The sequence below is a fragment of the Collinsella aerofaciens genome (assembly GCF_028207065.1).
Classification (GTDB): Bacteria; Actinomycetota; Coriobacteriia; order Coriobacteriales; family Coriobacteriaceae; genus Collinsella; species Collinsella aerofaciens_AR.
In genome coordinates, this window is record NZ_JAQLFP010000022.1 from 1 (window position 1) to 19,600 (window position 19,600).

Annotated in this window: 15 protein-coding genes; 9 read left to right on the forward strand and 6 right to left on the reverse strand. The window is 60.6% G+C overall.

Annotated elements, in window-relative coordinates:
• Positions 1-112: 112 nt before the first annotated feature.
• The 6 genes from PMX72_RS07185 to PMX72_RS07210 form a co-directional block, all read right to left on the reverse strand.
• Positions 113-922, reverse strand: coding sequence for a gamma-glutamyl-gamma-aminobutyrate hydrolase family protein (locus tag PMX72_RS07185; RefSeq protein ID WP_271729605.1), 810 nt, complete (start codon positions 920-922; stop codon positions 113-115).
• Positions 923-974: 52 nt separating this feature from the next.
• The gene (locus PMX72_RS07190; RefSeq protein WP_006234892.1) at positions 975-1,739 is read right to left on the reverse strand and encodes an amino acid ABC transporter ATP-binding protein; all 765 of its coding nucleotides are present in this window, start codon (positions 1,737-1,739) and stop codon (positions 975-977) included.
• Positions 1,740-1,927: 188 nt separating this feature from the next.
• Entirely contained in the window at positions 1,928-2,761 is an 834-nt protein-coding gene (locus tag PMX72_RS07195; protein ID WP_271729606.1) for an amino acid ABC transporter permease, read from the reverse strand.
• The gene (locus tag PMX72_RS07200) at positions 2,758-3,417 is read right to left on the reverse strand and encodes an amino acid ABC transporter permease (RefSeq protein ID WP_138374872.1); all 660 of its coding nucleotides are present in this window, start codon (positions 3,415-3,417) and stop codon (positions 2,758-2,760) included. The genes PMX72_RS07195 and PMX72_RS07200 overlap by 4 nt, the downstream gene beginning before the upstream one ends.
• Positions 3,418-3,556: 139 nt before the next feature.
• A complete protein-coding gene (locus PMX72_RS07205; protein WP_161156174.1) occupies positions 3,557-4,552 on the reverse strand; it encodes a glutamate ABC transporter substrate-binding protein in 996 nt (331 codons plus the stop codon).
• 341 nt (positions 4,553-4,893) lie between these two features.
• Entirely contained in the window at positions 4,894-6,675 is a 1,782-nt protein-coding gene (locus PMX72_RS07210; protein ID WP_271729607.1) for a 1-deoxy-D-xylulose-5-phosphate synthase, read from the reverse strand.
• Positions 6,676-6,903: 228 nt separating this feature from the next.
• On the opposite strand from PMX72_RS07210, the gene PMX72_RS07215 reads away from it, so the two are divergent.
• From PMX72_RS07215 to PMX72_RS07255, 9 genes are all read left to right on the forward strand, one after another.
• Complete coding sequence (locus tag PMX72_RS07215) at positions 6,904-7,461, forward strand: HD domain-containing protein (protein ID WP_117584135.1); 558 nt, start codon at positions 6,904-6,906, stop codon at positions 7,459-7,461.
• 3 nt (positions 7,462-7,464) lie between these two features.
• Positions 7,465-8,484: a putative ABC transporter permease gene (locus tag PMX72_RS07220; RefSeq protein ID WP_233502699.1), complete on the forward strand. Its 1,020-nt coding sequence runs from the start codon at positions 7,465-7,467 to the stop codon at positions 8,482-8,484.
• A gap of 198 nt (positions 8,485-8,682) precedes the next feature.
• The gene (locus PMX72_RS07225) at positions 8,683-9,960 is read left to right on the forward strand and encodes an ammonium transporter (RefSeq protein WP_271729608.1); all 1,278 of its coding nucleotides are present in this window, start codon (positions 8,683-8,685) and stop codon (positions 9,958-9,960) included.
• Between the two features lie 154 nt (positions 9,961-10,114).
• Positions 10,115-10,453, forward strand: coding sequence for a P-II family nitrogen regulator (locus PMX72_RS07230; RefSeq protein ID WP_099432138.1), 339 nt, complete (start codon positions 10,115-10,117; stop codon positions 10,451-10,453).
• 74 nt (positions 10,454-10,527) lie between these two features.
• Complete coding sequence (locus PMX72_RS07235; RefSeq protein WP_271729609.1) at positions 10,528-11,190, forward strand: TetR/AcrR family transcriptional regulator; 663 nt, start codon at positions 10,528-10,530, stop codon at positions 11,188-11,190.
• A 100-nt stretch (positions 11,191-11,290) separates the two neighbouring features.
• Positions 11,291-12,553 carry an MFS transporter gene (locus tag PMX72_RS07240; RefSeq protein WP_271729610.1) on the forward strand — a complete coding sequence of 421 codons (1,263 nt, stop codon included), beginning with the start codon at positions 11,291-11,293 and terminating at the stop codon, positions 12,551-12,553.
• 109 nt (positions 12,554-12,662) lie between these two features.
• The gene (locus PMX72_RS07245; RefSeq protein WP_271729611.1) at positions 12,663-13,526 is read left to right on the forward strand and encodes an HAD-IIB family hydrolase; all 864 of its coding nucleotides are present in this window, start codon (positions 12,663-12,665) and stop codon (positions 13,524-13,526) included.
• A 121-nt stretch (positions 13,527-13,647) separates the two neighbouring features.
• Positions 13,648-14,358 carry a TetR/AcrR family transcriptional regulator gene (locus PMX72_RS07250; protein ID WP_040358972.1) on the forward strand — a complete coding sequence of 237 codons (711 nt, stop codon included), beginning with the start codon at positions 13,648-13,650 and terminating at the stop codon, positions 14,356-14,358.
• Between the two features lie 11 nt (positions 14,359-14,369).
• Entirely contained in the window at positions 14,370-19,151 is a 4,782-nt protein-coding gene (locus tag PMX72_RS07255) for a 2-hydroxyacyl-CoA dehydratase (protein WP_271729612.1), read from the forward strand.
• The last annotated feature ends 449 nt before the right edge of the window (positions 19,152-19,600 follow it).

Below are 19,600 nucleotides of genomic sequence, written 5' to 3' on the forward strand. Positions count from 1 at the left end.
AGGCCTGGCGTTAGCATGTCGCGATTCAATCTCGAAAACAGCATTGCCCAGTTGACAAAACTATAGGAACACCCCCCTGGCATGGAAGGTTTAAGCCTGTGTGATTCGCGAGCTAGCGAGCCCGCTTAACCTTGGCCGCTGCCTCGACAAACGACTTCCACAGGTCAAAGTCGGTCTCGAGCGTCTTCCACGTGTACTCAGGGTGCCATTGCACGCCCAGGCAGAACGGCTGGCCTTCGACTTCGATGCACTCGGGCACGCCGTCGGTTGCCTTGGCGACCAAGCGCGTGCTTTTACCCAGACGATCGACGCAGCAGTGGTGTGCGGAGTTGGTCTGGATCAGCCTGTGCCCGCCAACCGCGCGCTCCAGCAGCGAGCCCGGCACGACCTCGACAGGATGCACAGGGTCGTTGAGCACGTGGGTATGGCGCCACTGCGTGCGGCCCTCGCGCGCGCCCAGGCTCGGCACGTCCATGCACAGGGTGCCGCCGGTGGCGACGTTGAGCAGCTGCGTGCCGCGGCAGGTGGTAAAGAGCGGCTTTTTGGCGCGGAGTACCTCGTCGACCAGCTTAAACTCAAAGCTATCGCGGATTTCGCAGCAGAGGGTGGGGTCGTAGGGTCGATCATCGCCCCAGCGTTTGGGGTTGACATCCGGGCCGCCGGGAATAGCGATACCGTCGGCGATATCGACGTAATGGCGGATGACCTCAATGTCCTCGGTGATGGACATCTGCAGCGGCAGGCCGCCGGCGGCAAGGATGGCATCGACAAAGACACTTGCGATTTCCTCGTTGGGGGAGAGCGTCTCGCTTAAAAACGGCTTCGCCTCTTCCCAGCGCGGTGCGACGAGGATGAGCGGGCGGTCGGCGGGATCGACGTCGACGTGCGGGGTGTATGACGATGAAGTGTGAGTTCCGATCATAGGTGTTGCTTTCGAGTTTGGATGGTCATGGCGAGCAGATATGGCAATTGGGCTAGTGGCCCTTGATGGAGTTGAGGAAGTCTTGGGCGCGCTTGGTCTGGGGATGGTCGAAGAACTCGTCGGGCGTGCCGGTCTCTACGATCTGGCCGTCGGCCATAAACACGACGCGGTCGGCCACGCGGCGGGCAAAGTTCATCTCGTGCGTAATCACGATCATCGTCATGCCCTGCTGGGCCAGGCGGACCATGACCTCGAGCACCTCGTTAATCATCTCGGGGTCAAGGGCGCTTGTGGGCTCGTCAAAGAGCATGGCCTTGGGCTGCATGGCAAGCGAGCGGGCGATGGCTACGCGCTGCTGTTGGCCGCCCGAGAGCTGTGCGGGCACCTTGTCGGCCTGCTCGGCAACGCCCACGCGGCTCAACAGATCCATGGCGCGCTCGCGGGCCTCGTCCTTGGAGACGCCCAGCACATCGACCGGTCCCAGCATGACGTTCTGCAACACGGTCATATGCGCGAACAGGTTGAACTGCTGAAACACCATGCCCAGCTCGGCACGCATGCGGGCAAGATCCTTGCCTTCCTGCGGCAGGGGCTCGCCCTCGATGAGGATCTCACCCGAGTCGATGGTTTCCAGACGGTTGATGGTGCGACACATGGTCGACTTGCCCGAGCCCGAGGGGCCGATCACCACGACGACCTCGCCACGGTCGACCGAGAGATTGATGTCGTTGAGGACGTGCAGATCGCCGTAGTGCTTATCGACGTGTCTGAGCTCGATCAGCGGCTGATTGCCGGTGGAAGAGGTGCTCTGTGCCATGGTGCTCGGCTCCTTATGACTCGAAATGGTAAAGCGTTAGCGGCTGATTGCCGGTGGAAGAGGTGCTCTGTGCCATGGTGCTCGGCTCCTTATGACTCGAAATGGTAAAGCGTTAGCGGCTGATTGCCGGTGGAAGAGGTGCTCTGTGCCATGGTGCTCGGCTCCTTATGACTCGAAATGGTAAAGCGTTAGCGGATGATGGTCGCGCCGGTCTTGTGCGAAACGTAGACAGCGGCCCTGTTGATCGCGACGTTGATGAGGATGTAGATGACCGCGATAACCAGGTAGACCGACACGAGGGCGTCGTAGTTGGTAATGAGCACGCGGGCATTTTGCATGAGGTCGGGGTAGCTCACCACGTAGGCGACGGTGGTGTCCTTGACTACGACCACGAGCTGCGAAATCAACGACGGAATGATAAACCGAATCGCCTGGGGCAATACGATTTTAAAGGTGATTTTGGCCTTGGAGAGACCGAGCGCCTGGGCTGCCTCGACCTGACCGCGCGGCACGGCGTTGACGCCGGCGCGGAAGATCTCGGCCAGTACGCCGGCTGCAGCGAGCGCGACGGGAAGCGTGAGCATCCAAAACGACGGCAGCGCGATCTTGTACTGGGGCAGCACCAAAAAGAAGAAGTAGATGAACAACAGGCTCGGCACGCCACGGAAGAAATCGGTGAGCACGCGGCAGACCAGTTGCAACGGCTTGATGTCGCTGGTACGGCCGAGCATGAGGGCTAAGCCCAGTACCAGCGCGATGGCGCCGGCGGTGAGCGCGACTTTAACGGTGCCCTCAAAACCGGCAAGCAGGAACTTCCAGGTGGTGAGGTGCGTAAAGAAGTACCAGTAATGGACCGAAAGCTGGCCGGTCACATAAAAGCGCTGCAGTACCAGAGCGATGAGCGCGGCCACGGCAACAAGTGAGATGGCGGTGCCGACGCGAATCTTGGCGCGCATCTTGGGGCCGGGAGCCTCGTAGAGCGCATCGCGCATGGTGAGCGCGGAGGTGGAGTGCTTGCTCATCGGAGGATCCTCACCTTCTTATCGATATAGTTGCCAATGTGGCTCACCACAAAGGCCGTGCCCAGGTAGCCGAGCGCCGAGATAAAGAACGCGGCGACGCCGCCGAGCGAGCGCGTGTTGATGTAGCTCACCACGCCGGTGAGCTCCTGCGGTTTAAGCGGTACCTGACTGCCGAGCGCGGTGGTGAGCATGACGGCGATAAAGAGGTTGGTCATGGGCAGCACGCTCGAGCGCAGCGCCTGCGGAATCACGATCTTGGCGAGGATACGGTTGAAGCTCATGCCGAGCGAACGGGCGGCTTCTACCTGACCGACGCCGACGGTGTTGATGCCGCTCATAAAGTTCTCGGAGCCAAAGGCTGAGCCCAAAAGGACCGTGGCGACGATAACGCAGGTGCGGTAGGGCAGGACGACCTTGAGCGGTGGCAGTGCGTAGACGACGATGATGAGCAGCGCGATGCCGGGGATGTTACGGAAGACCTGAACATACAGGTCGCCAAAGACGCGCAGCGGCTTGAGCGGCGACACGCGCATCACGGTGACGGCGACGGCCAGCACCATGGCGATGACAAACGACTCAAGTGTCATGCCCCAGGTTGCTAGCAACGCGTCGATATAGTTCTGGCCATAGAGCGACCAGAGCTCGGAGAGACTCATGCGGACCTCCCGCCGATAAGGAAAGGGGGCTCCCGTGTGTACGGAAGCCCCGACAACTCAGTGAGGAAACAGTTTAGCGCAATAAAGCGCATCATGCGTTTCCATATGGTTTCGTAGCGGCCGTTACTAGGCGTATTGCCTAGGCGCCGATCTCGGGTAGCTCGGGAACATTGGTGTCGCCCGTACGGTCGCCAATGCAGATCTGCCACAGTTCGGTCCAGGTGCCATCGTCCTCGATCTTCTTAAGGAAGTCGTTGACAAAGGCGACGCCGTCGGAATCGAGCGGCAGGCCGATGCCGTAGGGCTCCTTGCTGCCGAAGGGCTTACCGGCAATCTTGTACTTACCGGGCTCGCGGACCAGGGCGCTCTGCTGCATGTTGTTATCGATGACGTAGGCGTCAACGCGACCCTGCTGGAGTGCCTGACGGGCCTCCTCGTCGGTCTTGAACTCCTGCTGGCTGGCCTTGGGGGCAAACTCCTCCAGGATGGCGGGGCCGTTGGAGCCGGACTGGACGGCGACGTTCTTGTCGGCCAGGTCGTCGACGCTCTTGATGTCGTCGTTATCGGCGAGCACCAGGATGGCCTGCTGGGTGTAGTAGTAGGGGCCGGCGAAGGAGACGAGCTTCTTGCGCTCGTCGGTGATGGTGTAGGTGGCAAAGACAGCGTCGACCTGGCCGTTCTGCAGGACGGACTCGCGCGTGTCCGAGGTCACCTGGGTGATCTCGACCTTGTTCTCGCCCAGGATGTAGTTGGACAGAAGCTGCGCGATGCCGGCATCGAAGCCACGGGTCTGACCGTCTTTCTCGTTGAGGAGGGAGAAGAGCGTGGAGGTCTGAACGCCACCGATCTTAAAGACGCCGGCGTCCTTGACGGCCGTGGCCCAGGTGCTGGCGGCGATGACATCGTCATCGGCCTTGGGGCCGTTGTCGACGAGCTTGTCGAATGCCTTGGCGTCGAGCGTGGTGGAAGCCTCGGTATCTTCGGAGCTCTTGGAGGAGCCAGCGGCGGAACCCTTGTCAGCCTCGGCGCTGGTGTCAGAGCAGCCGGCAAGACCAAGGCCGGCGACGGTTGCGAAGGTGGCGGCGACAAAGCCGCGGCGGTCGAGAACGACCTGCTGGGAGAGGTTCTTGCTCATGGTAGAACACCTTTCTCAATAAAATCCCTAGCGGTTGAGTAGAGTTATACCCTATCGCGCTCAAATGGGTCAACACGAAATAACTCAGAAACATACTTACCTTATGGGTAATTCTTCCTACCAAAAAGGGACAGGTTTATTTTGGTAGGTTTTATCTGGGCAAACGTCGGTTATTGCTGCTGAGATGACGTTTTGCGGTCGGCGTGGCCGCTCGCGGCGGTCGTTATAATGGCGGCAACGCGACATATATATAAATAAGGAGATCGCGTATGAACGATTATTTGTTTTTCGCGTCGCGAAAATAAAAACCTCCGCAGGGGTGCTTCCCTTGCGGAGGTTTTTTACTCGTTGAGTAGCCTTACGGCCTCGGCGGCCATGTTCTCGACCGTCATGCTGTTCTGCGCGAGCAGTTCGTTGGGGTCGTAGCGGTCGGGGAAGCCCTTGGCGATGCCGAAGGTGCGCGTGCGCAACGGCGTACATGCCAGATAGCACGCGACGCGTTCGCCCCAGCCGCCGTCCAAGATGCCGTCCTCGAGGGTGACGACAACGCGATGCTCGGCGGCAAGGCTGTCGAGGAACTCGCGGTCAAGCTCGGTTGTAAAGCGAGGGTTGACGAGCGTGGCCTCGATGCCGTACTCGGCAGCCAAGCGATTTGCCACGCGCTCGCCCAGCTCAAAGAAATCGCCAAGCGCGAGCACGGCCACGTCGCGACCCTGGCACACCACGTTGTAACGAACGGCGCCGTAATCGGCGTCCTCGGCAGGCGCAAGATCGGGGCGGCTTACCAAGCCAATGCCCGGCACGCGAATCGCCACGGGATGCTCGCGGTGGTCGAGCGACCAGCTCAGCATGGATAGGTATTCCTCCATGCAGGAAGGCGCCAGGTAACGCATATTGGGGAGAGCGCCCAGCATAGAAATATCAAAGAACGAAAGATGCGTCTCGGATGTGGTGCCAAAGATCGATGCGCCAAACACCAGGATGGTTGCGGGGACATCGTTGAGGCACAGGTCGTGCCACAGCTCGTCGTAGGCGCGCTGCAAAAACGTGCCGTACACACCAAAGACTGGCTTGGCACCCGAGCGCGCAAGCGCGGTGGCAAAGGTCACGGCGTGCTCCTCGGCAATGCCCACATCGACGAACTGTTTGCCGGCGGCGGCGCGAAGCTCGGGTGTAAAGCCCATGATGTAGGGCGTGGCGGCCGTGATGCCCACGACCTGCGGATCGTGCTCGATGGCGGCGCTGAGCGCCTCGCCCGTAATGTCGGCATAGGTGCGCGGCGCAGGCTCGCTCGGATGGCCCGGGCAGAGCTTGCGCCCAGTCGCCATGTCAAACGGACCCACATGATGCCAGCGCTCGGGGTCGCTCTGGGCTGGCTCAAAGCCCTTGCCCTTTGCGGTGGAGACGTGCAGCACGATGGGATGATCGATATCGCGCAGCTCCTGCAGCGTGTCGACCAGGGCCAACACATCGTTGCCGGTGTCCAGATAGCAGTAGTCGAGCCCCATCGCGCGGAAAACGTTGCGCTCACAGGTGCCGTTGCTGGCGCGTAGCTCGGCCAGATTGCGATACAGGCCACCGTGGTTTTCGGCGATGGACTGGTCGTTATCGTTGACGATGATGATCAGGTTGCTGTCGAGCTCGGCGGCATTGTTAAAGCCCTCAAACGCCAGACCGCCCGAAAGCGAACCGTCGCCAATGATGGTGATGACGTTGTACGCATCGCCCGCCAGGTCACGAGCGTGCGCCAAGCCGCAGCCCAGGCTCACCGACGTGGAGGTGTGGCCCATGGCGAACAGGTCGTGCTCGGACTCGTCAGGATTGGCAAAACCAGAGGCCTCGCCGTAGCGTGCCGGGTCGATATAAGTGTACGCGCGCCCAGTCAGCGCCTTGTGGGCGTAGGTCTGGTGCGAAACATCAAAGACAATCTTGTCGATGGGGGAGTTAAACACGCGATGGAGCGCAACCGTAAGCTCAACGACGCCCAGGTTGGGGGCAACGTGCCCGCCGACGGCGGCGGAGCTTTCGAGGATGGCGTGGCGGATCTCGCCGCAGAGCAGCGGAAGCTCGGCGCGATCGAGAGCCTTGACGTCCTCGGGCGTTGTCGTTTGCGTAAGCAGCATCGTTGTGGGTTACTCCATGCGAATCGTGCGCCGGCACTCCCTCGGCCGGCACAATTGCACAAGACAGTCTCGCACATTTTGGCGTTTGATATGTGACGGCGGCGCGGTAATTCGCCAACTGGTGGGGCAAAACGTTTTGTCCGATGCCATACTGGTAAATTCGATGATGATTTTATTCATTGCGCGCAGGCCGCGGCTTGCCGCCGAGCGCCGCCGGAAGGAGGCCGCATGTCCGATACCGTTCGTGCCGAGAAAATCGCGCGCGAGGTCGACGATGCCGCCCGTCAGCTTGCCCAGGCGGGCCGCTTGGACCTGATGCATGAGTTTATCCAACATGGCGATGTGACGGTCTATACGCATGTGACCTCGGTAGCGCGGGCAAGTCTGTCCTTTGCCGAGCGCCTGGGCCGCGTCGGTATCTCCGTCGACCGCTTATCGCTGCTGCGCGGGGCCCTGCTGCACGATTACTTTCTCTATGACTGGCACGATCCCGACCCAAGCCATCGACTGCATGGCTTTCGTCACCCGTTTTTTGCCTTGGCGCGTGCGGAGGAAGATTTTGAGCTGACGCCGCGCGAGCGGAATATTATCGTACGGCATATGTTTCCGCTGGTACCGGTGCCGCCGACGTGTCGTGAGGCATGGATTGTGTGCCTGGCGGATAAATGGTGCGCACTGCGCGAGACGATTGCCGGCCGTCTGCCGCGCAAAGGCGGCGCGAACGATTTGAACGAGGGCCCGAGTGACGGCTCGAGCAAAGAATCGAACGAAAAGAGGAGTGGGTAGACGGTGGGAACCGCGATCGACATGGCATTTGACGGCGCGACGCTTGCCGCCTGTCCGCTCTCGGCGCTGGTACTCTCGTTTGCCTTCTACGGTTTTTGCGGCTGGGTATGGGAGTCGACAGTCTGCGCCATGCTCAACCACGGACGCTTTGCCAACAGCGGCTTTTTGCTAGGGCCGTGTTGTCCCATCTACGGTGCGGGCGGCATTGCGTGCTGGTTGCTGCTGCGTGGAATCCCAGACGCCTCGAGCCAGTTTGTCGCTGCCGCGCTCGTATGCAGCGTGATCGAATATAGCGTGGGCGTGCTGTTGGAAAAAACGACGGGTGCCCGGTTTTGGGATTACTCGCATCTGCCGTTTAACCTGCACGGACGCATCTGCCTGTACTGGGCCTGCGCGTTTGGCTTGGGTGCGTTGTGTATTTGCCGTTTAGTGGAGCCGGCATTGCTGGGGCTGCTTGGCCATCTGCCGGTGCTAATCGTGCGCTTGGCCGCCTTTATCGTCGCGGTCGCGATGATGGTCGATGCGGTGTGCTCGTTGGCGAGCTGGCGGCGTCTGTCCGATCAGCTTGAGCGTGTGCGTGCCGACCTTGCCGACCGCATCAATGAGTCGCTTGCCGACGCCTCCGACTCTATGCTCGAACGTATTCCCGATTCGGCGATTGACTCGGTGGCGCAGACGCATATCCGCGGTCGCGCCGTTAACGCTTGGCTGGCCGAGCTGGGCGACGCGGCGCTCGATGCCCTGCGCGAGAAGACTTCGATGCCGACGTTTATCTCGGATGGTGCTCGCGGCCTGGCGCTCGCTGCCCGCCGCGTGGCCGATGCCGCGCCGAGTATGCCGCGTCCGTCGCTCGGTCGTCGCCTTGCCGGCAAGCGCATGAGCCGCCCGGTACCGAGCGTGTCACTCAGCCGCCGCGACCTACGCTTCTTTAACGCCTTCCCGCGTCTGCGCATCAATCGTTACGAGGGTGTCATTCGAGCTACCGACCTCCGCGACCGAGCCCGCGAGCTGTTCCGGCGCTAGCCAGAGCGGAGCCAAGCGCGCCCTTCTCGTTCGCACGTTTCCCGTTCGTTTCGCGTCCGTTGCCGCGCCGTTTCCAAGATTGCGGTGCCGTTTCCATTCGACAACGCAGCGTTTAACAACGCCGTATCTGGTCTACACCAGTTGCCCCTCGGCCGCATCATGAGCGCCGACAACGTTCATGCGACCAAGGGGGAGCGAATGTACGATACGGGATCGACAACGTTTATGCTCATCTGCACCATGCTCGTGTTTTTAATGACACCGGGTCTGGCGTTTTTCTATGGCGGCCTGTCCAGGCGCAAAAATGTCATCAACACCATGCTTATGTGCTTTGGCGCCATTGGCCTGGTTGGTGTGCTGTGGATTGTTGCCGGCTGGTCGCTGGCCTACGGTGGCGACGGTTCTAGCCCGTTTATTGGCGGCTTTGACCAGTTGCTGTGCCTGCCGGTGCTCAACCAGGTGCTGCAGGCGGCCGAGGGCAATGCTGCGGATGGTGCCGTCTACCCTCAGATCATCAACATCGCCTTCCAGATGGCGTTTGCCATGATCACCGCCGCTATCGTTACGGGCAGTCTGGCAGGCCGCGTTAAGTTTGGTGCCATGACGGCCTTCCTGGGCATTTGGCTGCTCGTGGTCTATGCGCCGCTCGCCCACATGGTTTGGGGCGGCGATGGTTCCTTTATCGGCGACATCATCGGCGCGCTCGACTTTGCCGGCGGCGACGTGGTACACATTTCGTCCGGTCTCACGGGCCTGATTCTCTGCTTAATGCTCGGCCGTCGTCGCGGCTTTGGCATGATGAGCTACCGTCCGCATAACGTGCCGTTTGTGGCGCTGGGCGCCGGCCTGCTTTGGTTTGGCTGGTTTGGCTTTAACGGCGGCAGCGAGTTTAAGGCCGACGCCGTGGCGGCGCTCGCCATCCTCAACACCGTGACGGCCAGCGCGGCGGGCATGGTCTCGTGGCTTGCCGTCGAGCGCGTGCACACCGGTCGTCCCACGCTGGTGGGTGCTAGCACCGGTTTGGTTGCGGGCCTTGTGGTGGTTACGCCGGGTGCGGGCTTTGTCGAGCCGTGGGCGGCGCTGGTCATGGGCCTGATCGTATCGCCCGTCTGCTACCTGGCCATCAGCCATCTTAAGACCAAGTTCGGCTACGACGATGCGCTCGACGCGTTCGGTTGCCACGGCATCGGCGGCATTTTGGGCGGCGTTCTCACGGGCCTGTTCTGCGTGCCGGAGCTTTCGTGGACCGGTAAGGGTGGCCTGTTCTACACGGGCGACATGTCACTGCTCATCTCGCAGGTCCTGGGTATTGTGGTGACGGTCGCCATTGTGCTGGTGCTCGACTTGGTGATCGCCGCGGTGGTCAAGGCGCTGTTCCACGGCAGCCTGCGCGTGGACGAGGCAGACGAGGCGCTGGGCCTGGATGCGAGTCAGCACGGCGAGAGCGCGTACCCCTCGTTCTCCGGACTCGATTAGCAGCGCGGCTTTCCCAAGCACCCGACCTTGCCCCTCAAACCGTCGCTTGCGTACCGAAGTACGCGGCGCTCCTCTTTCGGGGCAATCTCGGGCACTTGGAAAACCCGCGTTATTGAATGGCAATTCATTTCTTTACTAAAGAGAGGAATTCACTATGAAGAAGATCACGGCGATCGTCCGTCAGGAAAAACTTGAGGTTCTCAAAGACGCGCTGTTTGCTGCCGATGTTCGCGGCATGACCATCAACCAGGTGCAGGGCTGCGGCGCGCAGCATGGCTGGAAGGAATACGTGCGCGGCAACGAGTTGCTTGTCAACACGATCCCTAAGGTGCAGTTCACCCTCATCTGCGCCGATGAACATGTCGACGGTATCGTTGACATTATCTGCAACGCCGCTCGCACCGGTGCCGTCGGCGACGGCAAGATTTGGGTCGAGCCGGTCGAAGAAGTCATCCGCATTCGCACCGGCGAACACGGCCCGGCCGCGGTGTAGAATCGACCGTCTGCCATCCGCAACGTTAAAATGCTGCAATGAGGCACAAGACTTGCGTTGCGGATGGGCGGATTATGGGTCGCAATAAATATCCCGAGGAGACGGTCGCGAAGATTCTCGACGCGGCACTGGAGCTATTCTGCGCACAGGGTTATGAGGGGACGAGTATTCAAGATATCGTTGACCGTCTCGACGGCATGACCAAGGGCGCTGTCTATCATCACTTCAAGAGCAAAGAAGAGATTTTCAACGCCGCGTTTGATCGGGCGATGACTCCGATTGTTGAGCACCGCCGCTCGGTGCTTGGCGTCGGTAATATGACCGGAGCCCAAAAGCTCAAGCGACTGTACGCTCCCGAGTCCGTTGTTCCACAAATTGAGCTATGGGCACGTATGCGTCCTGCAGCAGATCCGGTAAAAAGCTCGCGCCTACTGGCGATGCAGTACCAGGGCTCATTTGACGAGTCGGCCGATGGCTGTCTCTTGCCAGTGATCGAGGAGGGCATCGCCGACGGCTCCATTGCGTGCGAATGCCCGCGCGAAGCGGCGGAGGCCGTATCGTTGTTGGCGAATCTTTGGCTGCTGCCATTGTTCCGTCCGCTCGAGCCCAAGGAGCGAATGCTCGCTCGCGCACAATGTTTGGCGCAGATGGCTGCCGCGGTGGGGCTCGATTTGGGTAATGAAGTGCTTCAGACAACGGCGCAGATTTGGGACGTATGGGACCGCGCCGGGTGGTAATATAGATACCAACGGTATGTAATTGATTTGTGAGGGTAGCCACGGCTGCCCTTTTCAAGTCATTAAATACATACTAGTGGTATGTATAGGGGGTGGGCTTATGGCTGGGCTGAGAGACGTCGGCGTCTCGTTGAAATCAAAAACAGTGCGGTCAATCAGGCTCGCGGAACTTCTGGTTGCGCAGCTGTGCACGTATTCGATGCTGTCGGCGCTGTGCTTTGCGTATCCACTTTACTTGTTCGATTGCAGTGGATCGTCAACGTTATATGGCGCCGTCGTGGCGACGGCGTTCATACCCGGCGTACTCGCAACTCCGGCTGGTGGGATCTTAGCGGATCGGGGAAGACACCGCGAGGTCCTCGTGTCCCTCGGCATTGCTCTGATGACTGCATCACTGCTGTCTATCCCCATGAAGCGCTCGTTGCCTCTTGCGGTCGTCGTAGTAGCGATACTTTGTGTTCAATATGGTGTTCAATCGCTGCTAAAGCCAATGCTCCAAATTGAGACGGTGCGTATGGCGGGTGAAGAGAAGGTTGAGCGGGCCACTGCATTGGTTTCGCAGATGACCATGGTGAGCAATATCTTGGGTCCTGTGGTCGGGACGGCAGTCTATGGGTGCTTTGGCATCGATGCTCTTTGCACAACCGCGTCGGTGGCGTTTGCGATTTCAGCTCTCTTGTTTGGGGTCGCACTCAAGCAAAACGCCTCATCTGAAACGATGAGAGACGGCGCGACTCGCACGACATGCCGAAACGATTTTCGGGAGTCGATTCGGTATCTGTTGCAAAATGCATCATTGGTCGCTGTGATTTTGCTTGCGGCAGTTTTGAACCTTGCGTTGGTTGGGCTAACGATTGGCGCTCCCATTATTGTTACAAAGCATCTCGGCATGCAATCGTCCTGCGTTGGGATAGTTGAGGTTGCTCTGGGCCTGGGTGGTCTTACCGGCAGTGGCTTGGTCGGCATTTGGCCGCATCGTTTTTCTTTCAATGGCATATGCCGATATGTTGCGATGATCTGTTTTGGAGTCGCGCCGATTATTGTTACGCTGCTGTTCGGCGTAGATGTATGCGTGTTCACCGTGTTTGCGGTTGGTTCGGCATGGGTCATGGTGTGGGCGAGCATTACGTCGGTTGAAATCATCGCGTTTGTTCAGCGGGTAGCGCCGACTGAGCTCTGCGGAAAAGTGCTTTCGGTCGTTTACATGGTCCTTTCCTGCGCAACGCCTATCGGCCAATTGACGTACGGGGTTGCATATGATCGATGGACACCGGCGATTGTATTCGCAGCCATGTTGGCGGTGCTGACGTTGACGACGGCTCTGTTTTATCGGCTGAAAAATCGATTGCGGCGATTGTCTTAACGCGCTGGGGCACCGTGAATTTGTGAAGGCGGTGGTACGCCGCGCCGGGACGGCATTGTTTGGACATGCCTCTCCTTCGTCTACAATATCGGGCAGACGAAGGAGAGGCATGTCCATGATCAAGATGTTCGCGAGTGACTTAGACGGAACGCTGCTGAACGCCCTGCACGAGGCGGATGGGACCATCCGCCGCGCCATTCGCGAGCTGACTGAGGCTGGCCTGCACGTGGTTCCCGCGACTGGACGCTCGACGTTGCCGATCGGCGAGCATGGCTTTACGGGCTTGGCGCTTGACGCCTGCTGCTCCAATGGATCCATCGTGCGCGACAGCCATGGCGAGGTGCTCAAGACTTGGACCATCGACCCGCAGGTCACTGAGGAACTGCTCAAGGCGTTCCCGGACATTTGCTTTGATTGCTCCACGCCCGATGGCATGTTTTCGAGCGGTTCGTTCGAGATGCATCAGGCGGGCTTTAAAAAGGACAGCCCCATCAAGCGTATTGTGATGCGCGGCATGCGTGCGCGCGGCGGGTATCACGAGGAACAGTATTTCGACCAGTCGATCGGCGATATCTTGCGTCACGATGTATGCAAGATCAATTGTCGCGTGACCTCGCCCGAGCTGGAGCGTGACCTTAAGTCGTATCTTGCCGAGCGATCGGACCGCGTGGTCAACGCGCCGTTCGATCCGGTGATGTTCGAGATCACGGACGTGGCGTGTAACAAGGGCGAGAGTGTGGCCTGGCTGGCGGGCTACTACGGCATTGCCGAGGACGAGGTCGCGGTTTATGGCGACGGCGGAAACGACATCGCCATGCTCAAGCGTTTCCGCCACAGCTACGCGACCAAAAACGCTAGCGATACAGCTAAGGCTGCCGCGAGCGCAACTATTGGCAGCTGCATGGTCCACGCCGTCCCCAAACACATGTTCGCCACCATGCGCAAGCAAAACTCCCGCACCGTCATCGAATAATGTGACAAAGGGACTGCCCCCTCGTCACATTCCAAATATTGCCTTTACGTGTTGATGCACACGGTGTGCAATAATACTCGCACTGTGCAATAGTGCACAGGTTGAGTAACAGGGAGGACGCTTGTCCCAGCTCGAGAAATGCGATCGCCGATCCCTTCGCTCGCAGCGTGCCCTTCGCCAGGCACTTGCCAGCGAGCTTGCCGAAAGCGGCGACCTTTCGCGCATTAATGTCGCGTCGCTCACCGAGCGCGCTGGTCTTACGCGCCGCACGTTCTATTCGCACTACCGCGATATTCCCGACTTTATCAATCAAATCGAGGACGGCTTGCTGGCCGAGATCCGTGAGCGCATTGAGCTCATCACCGCAGCTCAGCTGCCTGATCTCTATCACAACATCGATGAGCTCGAGCCGGCGCCCGGTTCGGTTGAGCTGCTGCGTTATCTTGCGGCCAACCGCGACTTAATCGGTGCGCTGCTGGGTCCGGGCGGCGACCAGGCCTTCATTAAAAGGATCATCGATACCGCGCGTGAGGCTGTGGTGCCGCGTGCGCAGACGGGCATTTTGGGCCTGGCGCTGGGCACGTTCTTTGACTACTACGTCACCTACGTCGTGAGCGCCGAGGTTGGCATGATTCAGCGCTGGTTTGAGCGTGGGCTCACCGAATCGCCCGAGGCCATGGCGCGCATTATGACGGTGCTCGCTTTTGTTCGTCCTGGTGACCTGTATGGCCAACCCATCGATATCAACGTGCCGGAATACGGCATGAAGCTATTGAACTTGCAGCTCGAGGACGCGGCCGACACCGCCGCAACCGTCGAGTCCAACAACTAAGAGGAGAGACAATGAGCAAACTCGTCGAGGGCATCAAGGATCGTATGGTCGCTGCCGCACGCGAGGCCGCGCCCGCCGTGGTGGACGCCGCGCAGAAGGCCGCGACCGCGGCTGCCGAGAAAGTTGCCGAGGCAGTTGCCGATGCCAAGAACGCGGCAGGGGAGACGTCCATCGCTAGCGAGCTCGCCACCGCCGCTGAGCCCGTGGCCGCCGCCCACGCCCCCGAAGGCGCGATTTTCAACTCCGAGGCCGCCCGCGGCAACCTGCACCTGGGCATCGACGTGGGCTCCACCACCGTCAAGCTTGCCGTGCTCAACGATGACAACCAGATCGTCTACGCCAAGTACCAGCGCCACCACACCGACGTCCGCGCTTGCGCCCGCGACTTGTTCGAGGGTGCCGCGACTGTGCTGCCGACGGCCCAGATGACCTGTGCCATCACCGGCTCGGGCGGTCTGCTGCTGTCCCAGTGGCTCGACCTGGAGTTTGTCCAGGAAGTCATCGCCAGCAAGCGCGCCGTCGAGACCCTCATCCCGGCCACCGATGTCGCCATCGAGCTGGGCGGTGAGGACGCCAAGATCATCTACTTTGACAACGGCATCGAGCAGCGCATGAACGGCACCTGCGCCGGCGGCACGGGCGCGTTCATCGATCAGATGGCCACTCTGCTGCACACCGACGCGAGCGGCCTCAACGAGCTCGCGGCCAACGCCACCACCATCTATCCCATCGCCAGCCGTTGCGGCGTCTTTGCCAAGACCGACGTGCAGCCGCTCCTCAACGAGGGCGCTCGCCCCGAGGACGTCGCCGCTTCCATCTTCCAGGCCGTCGTGACCCAGACCATCTCGGGCCTGGCGTGCGGCCGTCCCATTCGCGGTAACGTCGCCTTCCTGGGCGGCCCGCTGCAGTATCTCTCCGAGTTGCGCCACCGCTTCTACCTCACGCTCAACCTGGACGAGGAGCACCGCATTGTGCCCCAAAACGCCCACCTGTTTGTGGCGAGCGGCGCTGCCATGGCGCACGAGTCCAACAAGCTCAGCACGTTCCCGCAGTTTATCGAGGCCATCGACAGCTTGGGCGACACGCAAGGTGCTGAGGTCGAGCGCCTGGATCCGCTCTTTGCCACCGACGAGGACTTTGCTGAGTTCAAGAACCGCCACGACAAGGAAGTCGTCCCCAAGGGCAAGCTCGACGGCTACACCGGCCGCGTGTTCATCGGCATCGACGCCGGCTCCACCACCATGAAGGCCGCGCTCGTGGGCGAGGACGGCCAGCTGTTGCACACCTGGTACGGCAACAACAACGGTGACATCCTGGGCACGGCCAAGGTCATCATGGCCGATTTCTACAACCACATTCCCGCGGGCTGCACCATCGGCCACGTGACCACCACGGGCTACGGCGAGGCGCTGCTCATCGAGGCCCTCAAGGCTGACTCCGGCGAGATCGAGACCGTTGCGCACCTGCGCGGCGCCAAGGCGTTCCTGCCCGGCGTCGAGTTCATTCTGGACATTGGCGGCCAGGACATGAAGTGCCTGCGCGTCAAGGACGGCGTCATCGAGCACATCATGCTCAACGAGGCCTGCTCGTCGGGCTGCGGCAGCTTTATCGAGAGTTTCGCCGTGTCTATGAACATGGACGTGCGCGCGTTTGCCGATGCCGCCATCCATGCCAAGGCCCCCGTCGACCTGGGCAGCCGCTGCACGGTCTTTATGAACTCGCGCGTCAAGCAGGCGCAAAAGGAAGGCGCCACGGTGGGTGACATCGCGGCCGGCCTGTCCTATTCTGTCATCAAGAATGCCCTGTTCAAGGTCATTAAGCTGCGCGACCCCAAGGAGATCGGCAGTCAGGTGATCGTCCAGGGTGGCACCTTTATGTCCGATGCCACGCTGCGCGCGTTTGAGCAGCTCACCGGCGTGCATGCCGTGCGCCCCGACATCGCCGGCTGCATGGGCGCCTACGGTGCGGCCCTGCTCGCCCGCGATCGCGCCGGCGCCGACGGCACCTCGACCATTCTTTCTGCCGAGGATATCGCGCACCTCACCGTGACGCAAAAACACGTCCGCTGCGGACGTTGCTCCAACAACTGCCAGCTCACCGTCAACGATTTTGGCGGCGGTAGGCGCTTCATTACCGGCAACCGCTGCGAGAAGGGCGCCGGCCACAAAAAGCAGAAGACCGAGGCCCCCAACCTCTTCAAAAAGAAAAATGAGCTGCTCTTTAACCGCGAGGTGCTGAGCCCCGACGAGGCCCCGCGTGGTACCGTCGGCATCCCGCGCGCACTCAACATGTACGAGAACTACCCCTTCTGGCATGCGTTCTTTACGCGCTTGGGCTTTAGCGTGCAGCTGTCCGACCAGTCGAGCAAGAAGACCTACCAGGCGGGTATCGAGTCCATGCCGTCCGAGAGCGTGTGCTATCCGGCCAAGATGAGCCACGGCCACGTGATGAACCTCATCGACCGTGACGTCGACTTTATCTGGATGCCGTGCGTGCGCTGGGAGCGCAAGGAGGATCCGACCGCCGGCAACTGTTATAACTGCCCCATCGTCATGAGCTACCCCACGGCGCTGGCGCTCAATATCGACGAGATCCGCGAGCAGAACATCGAGTTCCTGTATCCGTTTGTGCCGTATCACGATAAGACCGAGCTCAAGCGCCGCCTGTATCAGGTGCTCGCCGTCGACCGCGTGGCCGATGCCGAGGCTGGTCGCGGTCGCGTGCGCGGTCCCAAGATCACGCGCTCCGAGGTCGATGCCGCCGTCAACGCCGCCTTTGAGGCCGATGCGCGCTTCCACGAGGACATCCAGACCATGGGCGAGGAGGCTCTTAAGTGGGTCGAGGACCACGGCGGTCACGGCATCGTGCTCGCCGGTCGTCCCTACCATAACGATCCCGAGATCAACCATGCCCTGCCCGAGCTTATCTCGAGCTTTGGCTTTGCGGTCTTTACCGAGGATTCGCTCGCGCATCTGGTAAAGCCTGAGCGTCCGATTCGCGTCGTCGACCAGTGGATGTACCACAGCCGCCTGTACGCCGTCGCCCGTTTTGTGACGATGCGCAACGACCTGGACCTGATCCAGCTCAACTCCTTCGGCTGCGGCTTGGACGCCCTGACCACCGACCAGGTGCAGGAGATCCTGGAGGCCAGCGGCAAGATCTACACCGTGCTCAAGATCGACGAGGTGTCTAACCTGGGCGCTGCGCGCATCCGCATCCGCTCGCTCATGGCCGCGCTTAAGGATCAGGAGGCCGAGCGCTTGGCCGAGGCCACGGCCGCGGGCGAGGCCTACGAGCAGGGCGATGCCGCGCCGGTGGCGCCTTCCACGGATGCTCCCGCGTTCGCGAGCCGCAAGTACACGTTTGAGGCTCAGCGCGAGAGTGCTTCGACCGCGTGGCCCAAGGTGCCCTTTACCGAGCAGATGCGCGACGAGGGCTACACCATCCTGTGCCCGCAGATGGCGCCGATTCATTTTGACCTGGTCAAAGAGGTGTTCCGCGGTGCCGGCTACAACCTGGAGCTGCTGCCCTCGACCGATCACGACGCCGTCGAGGCCGGCCTGCGCTATGTGAACAATGACATTTGCTACCCGTCGATTCTGGTGACGGGCCAGATTATGGAGGCCATCGAGAGCGGTCGGTACGACCTGTCCAAGACCGCCGTGGTCATCAGCCAGACCGGCGGCGGCTGCCGTGCCACCAACTACATCGCGCTCATCCGCAAGGCCCTGCGCGAGAGCGGCCACCCCGAGATCCCCGTGATCTCGCTTTCGGCCGTGGCGCTCGGCGAGGACAACCCCGGCTTTAAGATTACGCCGACGCTGCTTAAGCAGGCAGTCTACGCGGTGCTCTTTGGCGACGTGATGATGCAGATGCTCTACCGCTGCCGCCCGTACGAGGCCACGCCTGGTGCCGCCAACACGCTCTACGAGGAGTACATGGCGCGCGCTCGCAAGCTGGCACCCAAGTTCAACAGGCATAACTACACCAAGCTGTGCCGCGAGGCCATCCGCGCGTTCGACACCATGCCGCTTGTGGGCGAGGGCACCAAGCCGCGCGTGGGCGTGGTCGGTGAGATCCTGGTCAAGTTCCATCCCACAGCCAACAACCACGTGGTCGATGTCATCGAACGCGAGGGCTGCGAGGCCGTGGTGCCGGGCCTGCTCGATTTCTTCCTCTACTCCATGAGCAACGCCGAGCTGCAGAAGGACGAGTTGGGAAGTTCTGCTACCACGCGCGCTGGTATGCAGGCGCTCATCAAACTTGTGGACTGGATGCGTACGCCGGTGGAGGAAATGCTCGAAAAGTCCCGCCGCTTTGAGGCGCCCGAGCGCATCGGCACCATGGCCGACAAGGCCCGTACGGTACTTTCGGTGTGCAACAACATGGGCGAGGGCTGGTTACTCACGGCCGAGATGCTCGACCTGATCGACCATGGTGCGCCCAACATCATCTGCACGCAGCCCTTCGCGTGCCTGCCCAACCACGTGGTGGGCAAGGCCGTGATCAAGGAGCTGCGCCGCCAGCATCCCGAGAGCAACATTGTCGCGGTGGACTACGACCCCGGTGCGTCCGAGGTCAACCAGCTCAACCGTATTAAGCTCATGATCAGTGTGGCCAAGGAGAACATGCGCGCCGGCAAGGGCTTTAAGCTCGAGAAGGTGGCGCCGCTCGCGATGGACGAGGTCACCGGCCAGATGCGCGCCCACGACGGCTGCGTGAGCTGCGGGCCGGCCAGCGAGGAGGCCGTGGCGTCGGTCGCCGAGCGCCTGGGACGCGGCATTAAGAAATAACTGGCCTGCTTTGGGCTAGATATGAGACAAACGGGTGGTAGCCATACCGGCTACCACCCGTTTTTACTGGACATCTGTTGCGTAAACGCCCCAACTATCACCCTTTGCGAACTTAGATTTCGAAAGTATGCGGCAAAATCTGAATAGGCCGAGCACACCGGATATGTCCAAGCTCTGTACCTGCGGTTTTATTGGCGAAAAACCAGGATGTGCTCAAGAGCTCCGGAATTTGCCGCATACTTCCGAAAACGACGTCTCGGTGGCACCAAAAATTGCCTCCAGAACCCTGAGATAATGAACATATGTAGCCGTTCGCCGCAAATTATCGTCCGTTCATGGAACCTATCTCCAACGAGTTGTAACCATATGGTTCGATGTTGGAAACATATGATTGCCGGCAGGCCATAGGTGACGTTCCCCCTGATACCGGAGGTACCAAGTATGTTTTG